Raw genomic sequence first — 4,998 nt, forward strand, 5'->3', positions numbered from 1 at the left:
CGTCCCGAACCTGGTCGATGAAGACTTTAACCTCACCAGTAAACTTAGCATCTGGCCCAGTCAGCAGCTTGGCTGCCGCTACGCGTTCGGTCTTAATCGATGACATAATCCGCGCATTCACCGCCGCGATGATGGTTGGGATCGACACGCCTAGTTCCAGGGCACTCTGGACAGTCCAGCGTCCGGTACCTTTTTGGGCGGCTGCATCAAGAATCATTTCGACCAGTGCATTATTAGTTTCTGGATCGATATATTTGAAGATATCGGCGGTGATTTCAATTAAGAAAGAATTGAGTTCGTCGGTGGTGTTCCACTGGGTAAAGACTTCATGCAATTGCTTATGGTCTAAACCGGCGACATTCTTGAGTAAGTCGTAGGCTTCAGCAATTAGCTGCATATCGCCGTACTCAATACCGTTGTGTACCATTTTGACGTAGTGGCCAGCTCCACCCTTGCCGATATAGGTGACACAGGGGCCATCGTCTACCTGAGCAGCGATTTTGGTGAGAATGGGTTCAATGTTGCGATAGGCAGCTTCCGTGCCTCCTGGCATCATACTGGGGCCATTGAGCGCACCTTCTTCACCACCACTGACACCCATCCCGATAAAGGTAAATCCCAATCCTTCGAGATCTTTGGTGCGCCGCTCGGTATCGGTAAATAGGGAGTTGCCACCATCAATGACCACATCACCTGGTTCGAGAAACTGCTTGAGTGCGTCGATCGTATCGTCAGTAGGTTTACCGGCTTTGACCATCAGCAGGATTTTGCGGGGAGTTTCCAGAGCTGCGCAAAACTCTTGCAAGGTATGTGTCGCAATGACTTTTTTCCCCTGGGCGCGGGTTTCCATAAACTTATCTGTTACTGTCCCAGTTCGATTGAAAACGGCGATCGGAAAGCCATTACGCTCGACGTTGAGGGCTAAGTTTTCACCCATGACAGCTAAACCAATCACACCAAAGCTTTGTAGAGACATAAAATATTGGAAATACTGTGGAGATGTAAGGTTCGATCGTTCTTCACCTCACACCTTAGCTCGATCCCCATTTTTTGGGGGATTTTAGATAACTATTTGTAAAGTTTGGTGGGAGTTCGGAGCGGGGAGCGGGGTGATGATTTGTTATTAAAAAAGCGATCGACATATATCGATCGCCACTAGATAAGACACAAACCCGACTTTTTGGAAAAGTCGGGTTTGTTGCAGCACTAGCGAGGTCGCTCTCTAGCTATACCTTTTCAGGTAAATATCTAATTATTTTCGAGTTTTTGTTTGAGGTTCTCTAGAATACCCCAACGACTGTCGAGTTGGGCGACCTCAACAGGTTCGGGCGCAGGAGCTATTTCTAATGGCTCAATCCCCACGCAATCGAGATTGCAGAGCTGTCGGAGTGGCAGCGATAGGCTCAACTGTTCGTACAACCAAACATCTGGAGGGAAATGACCATCTGGAGGCAGCGAGTCTACCAAGTCTTCTAGCTCATTTTTAACTTCAACCCCACGTCGTTCTGGTTCGGTTGATTCTGCTTCTAGCCAGATGATTTCTTGAGTATCTAACATCAAGCGATGGTTGTATTGCTGCAAGCAGCGATCGCATGTTAGGGTCACAATCGTCTCGGTCTGTGCGGATACTTCCAGAAATGTCCCCCCGTGCTTGACAATTATCTTGCCCCTGATGGGGGTAAGTGTTGCAAACTCTGGAATGAGACGATCGACAACAATCTCTAGGGTGCGGTCGGGGCGATTTGCCAGTTGGGGAATATAAAGTGGTTCCATCTGTCAAAAAAGGGGGCGCAGTAGCAGTGGATGGGATGAGACTAATCGAGGCTGTCAGCGATGGACTTCCTCAATCTGTCAAGTGTTAACAGCCAGATCGTTACTGACAATTCCGATTTTCTCTATTCTTTATTATCCTGCTCTTCTGGCGATGGAGCTAATGTGACAACCAAGCGGCGATCTGGTTCTTGACCGCGACTGTAAGTCGAGAGATCGCGATAACTGGGATCGCTATCGAAGAAAGTGTGCATTTGGCGGCGTTCGGCTGAGGACATGGGTTGGAGCACGACTTCGCTGCCATCTTCGCGGACTTTACTAGCTGCCTCATCGGCAATCTGTTTGAGCGCGATTGCCCGCTGTTGGCGGTAGCCATCAAGTTCGATCGTATATCCAGCTTGCAGATCGGCTTCTTGATTGATATTTAGACTGGCATTTGCCAGATATTGAATCGCATCGATCGTCGCACCATCGGTACCGATTAAGATTTCGATTTGAGTGGGTGTGAGTTGCTCTCGATCGATCGTCAGCCAATAATTGGGCGGGATTACCTCTGCAGGTTGTTGAGTAGCTACTGTTGTAGCGATGCCAGATAGGCTCAGGAGTTGTTCCAACCACTGTTTGCCACGGTCTAAACGTTGGTCGGTCGTCATTAGGGGATAGGGGATAGGGGACAGGGGATAGTATTTAGGGATGAGGATTTAGAGAGTTAGGCTTTAGAGATTTATTTCCGATCGAACCCTATTCCCTATCCTCTATCCCCTATTCCCTAAATTAGGTTGCTTTCTTTTTCTTGCTTTTCTCGAAGGGCAGCTCCTCGCGCTCGCTATTATTTTTGGGCTTCTCTTGCTCTTGCTGCTCTACCAATTTCTGAAGTTCTGGCGGTAGGGGTTCGCGGTTAACGAAGTAGGTTTGCCCCAGTTGGAAGACGTTCCCGATCGCCATATACATCAATACGCCAGCAGGCAAGGGGAAGAATAAAAACATCCCCGAAAAAATAATCGGGGTAAATTTATTGACAGCTTGTTGTGCTTGTTCCTTCTCTGCGGCTTCGCCGACTGCGGCAGTTGCAGTGGGATTACTAGATAAGTTTTGGCTGACATAGAGGCTCAAGCCAAAGAAGACGATCATCGCGATGATATCCCAGTGGATTTTGCCATCGGGATCGATCGCGCCGACATGTCCGAGTGCATCAATAAATAGGAAGCCAGTATTAGCGGCAATCCCCGGAATCGTACCTTTGATGGTCACATCTCCAGGGGCGATCGCTTCAATTTGGCCATCTGGAGTAATTTTGACGTTTTCACCACCTTTAGTTACCGTCCACTCAGGAGCGAGTTTAGCATCGGGATATTGGGCGGTTAATTCGCTCAAAGGCTTACCATCAATACCTTTAAACTCGACCTTAGCCTTTTGACCGACACCGACGACATTCCCGGTGGGAATGTTCGCAATTACGGGCGTGTGAATGTTTGTCGTAAAGTAAATATTATGCGGTTCGCTACTAAATACTTGCGGTTGCACTTGGGCAATCTGTTCGCTGGGAACGATTTGCAGGTTGACATTATAGTCAACATTAGAAAATGGCGATCCCCGCAAGGTGGCAAACAAAGCAAACAAAACCGGCATCTGAAGTACCACGGGCAGACAGCCAGCCAAGGGGTTGCCAAACTCCTTGTAGACATCACTCATGGCCTGTTGCTGCTTGGTGGGATCGTCTTTGAATTTCTGCTGAATTTCCTTGACCCGCTTTTGCATCAATGGTTGCGAGATTTTGGTCTTGCGCATGTTCCGAATCGAACCCGCACCCAACGGATACAGCGCGAAACGAATGACTAAAGTTAGCGCGACGATTGCGAGTCCATAGCTAGGCACGATTCCATAGAAAAAATCTATGATCGGCAGCATGATGTTGTTGGAGATAAATCCGATTCCAAAGTCCATTGTCAACTAGAGGTTAGGGGATAGCGATTCGCGCTCGTCGGGTCCCCCGACGGTTTAGCGAATCAAGATAGGGTTTAGGGGTTAGGGGTCAGAGAATGGAGCATTAGGGGTCAGACAATAACTCTTCCCTATTCCCTATTCCCTATCCCCTATTCACTAATTAAGTAGTTTGAGCGGCAGCTTCAGCTTTTTCGGCTACGCTCAGGAGCGGTTGTCCGGTTTTGGCTAGCACCCGTTCGTTAATATAATCATATATTTCCCGATAGCGAGGTAGAGAGCGCAACTCTAGTTTGCTACCATCCTTGAGGGTAACTACCATGTCTCCCCAAAATCCTAACCCACGCGGGATAGTTACTGCGTCCGTAATTTCCGAATAGACAAGATCGGTTCGATCTTTGCCCATCCACCCACCGATTACCGAAATTCGCCGATCGGTAATTTTGTAGCGCAACCAAATTGCCCTCACGATCGATCCGACCGCCAAGGGGATAAAAACTATAAATACCGACAAAATCACATGAAAAATCAGATCCCCAATGTGTGGACCGCCTTCATAAAACGTTTCTTCTTTAATGCCCATCAAGTACCTCTGCGGCTGCCAACAACTGCTCTAATTCTCGCAAAATTTCGACATATTCGCATCCCTGTGCCGAAGGTCGGACGCCAATGACTACCGACCAGCCGTTGGCAATCTGCGGTAAAAGTTGACGCAGAGCCGCTTTCACTTGTCGTTTGAGTAGATTGCGCACGACTGCTTTTTTACTCACTTTTTGACTGACGGAAATCCCAAACCGAGTAGCAGGTAGATTTTCGGTAGCAGATGGTGGCTGTTTCAAACTTCGGAGTGTCAGATGCACTTGTTGATGACGCTTGCCATGCTGATAAACTTTTTGAAAATCTTGCCTGCGTCTGAGTCGATGGGGTTTAGGCAATGACACGAATGGCTACTCTATTCATTGGCACGAATCTATACAGACAGGCGATGCCGGCCTCTAGCTCTACGCGCTTTGATCACTTTTTGCCCAGTGCGAGACCGCATCCGCGCTCTGAAACCAGATGTTCGCTTTTGTTTGCGGTTAGTACCGCCGAGAGTACGCTTTGTCATACTTGGATCCGCTCGAATTAATTAAATTAAGAATACTTGAAGAAGGCAAAAAAGCCACAATGTCCTAGTATAGCAGCGATCGTCAGCAATCGATCGTCCTGCTAGCAACGATGGTCGATTTTGAATCTTCTCGATCGACTAGCCGTAACTAGCTAATCCGACGTTGTTGCGATCGATCC

At 48.1% G+C, this 4,998-nt stretch carries 7 protein-coding genes; all 7 read right to left on the reverse strand.

Annotated features, from left to right (window positions below; translation table 11 throughout):
* On the reverse strand, positions 1 to 976 hold a 976-nt coding region (gndA, locus tag RMO84_RS03120), incomplete at its 3' end, for an NADP-dependent phosphogluconate dehydrogenase (RefSeq protein ID WP_310486989.1).
* Positions 977 to 1,248: 272 nt separating this feature from the next.
* Complete coding sequence (locus RMO84_RS03125; protein WP_310486990.1) at positions 1,249 to 1,773, reverse strand: YceD family protein; 525 nt, start codon at positions 1,771 to 1,773, stop codon at positions 1,249 to 1,251.
* 122 nt (positions 1,774 to 1,895) lie between these two features.
* Positions 1,896 to 2,423 carry a R3H domain-containing nucleic acid-binding protein gene (locus tag RMO84_RS03130; protein ID WP_310486991.1) on the reverse strand — a complete coding sequence of 176 codons (528 nt, stop codon included), beginning with the start codon at positions 2,421 to 2,423 and terminating at the stop codon, positions 1,896 to 1,898.
* A gap of 121 nt (positions 2,424 to 2,544) precedes the next feature.
* Positions 2,545 to 3,714: a membrane protein insertase YidC gene (gene yidC / locus RMO84_RS03135; protein ID WP_310486992.1), complete on the reverse strand. Its 1,170-nt coding sequence runs from the start codon at positions 3,712 to 3,714 to the stop codon at positions 2,545 to 2,547.
* Positions 3,715 to 3,874: 160 nt separating this feature from the next.
* The gene (locus RMO84_RS03140; RefSeq protein WP_310486993.1) at positions 3,875 to 4,294 is read right to left on the reverse strand and encodes a PH domain-containing protein; all 420 of its coding nucleotides are present in this window, start codon (positions 4,292 to 4,294) and stop codon (positions 3,875 to 3,877) included.
* Positions 4,284 to 4,652 (reverse strand): ribonuclease P protein component, encoded by a 369-nt coding sequence (gene rnpA, locus RMO84_RS03145; RefSeq protein WP_310486994.1) that lies wholly within the window; start codon positions 4,650 to 4,652, stop codon positions 4,284 to 4,286. Before rnpA ends, RMO84_RS03140 begins: the two co-directional genes overlap by 11 nt.
* A 29-nt stretch (positions 4,653 to 4,681) precedes the next feature.
* On the reverse strand, positions 4,682 to 4,819 hold the full coding sequence (rpmH, locus tag RMO84_RS03150; RefSeq protein WP_015162297.1) for a 50S ribosomal protein L34: 138 nt from the start codon (positions 4,817 to 4,819) through the stop codon (positions 4,682 to 4,684).
* Positions 4,820 to 4,998: the final 179 nt, after the last annotated feature.

It is taken from the genome of Chamaesiphon sp. VAR_69_metabat_338, from assembly GCF_031423935.1.
Lineage (GTDB): Bacteria > Cyanobacteriota > Cyanobacteriia > Cyanobacteriales > Chamaesiphonaceae > Chamaesiphon.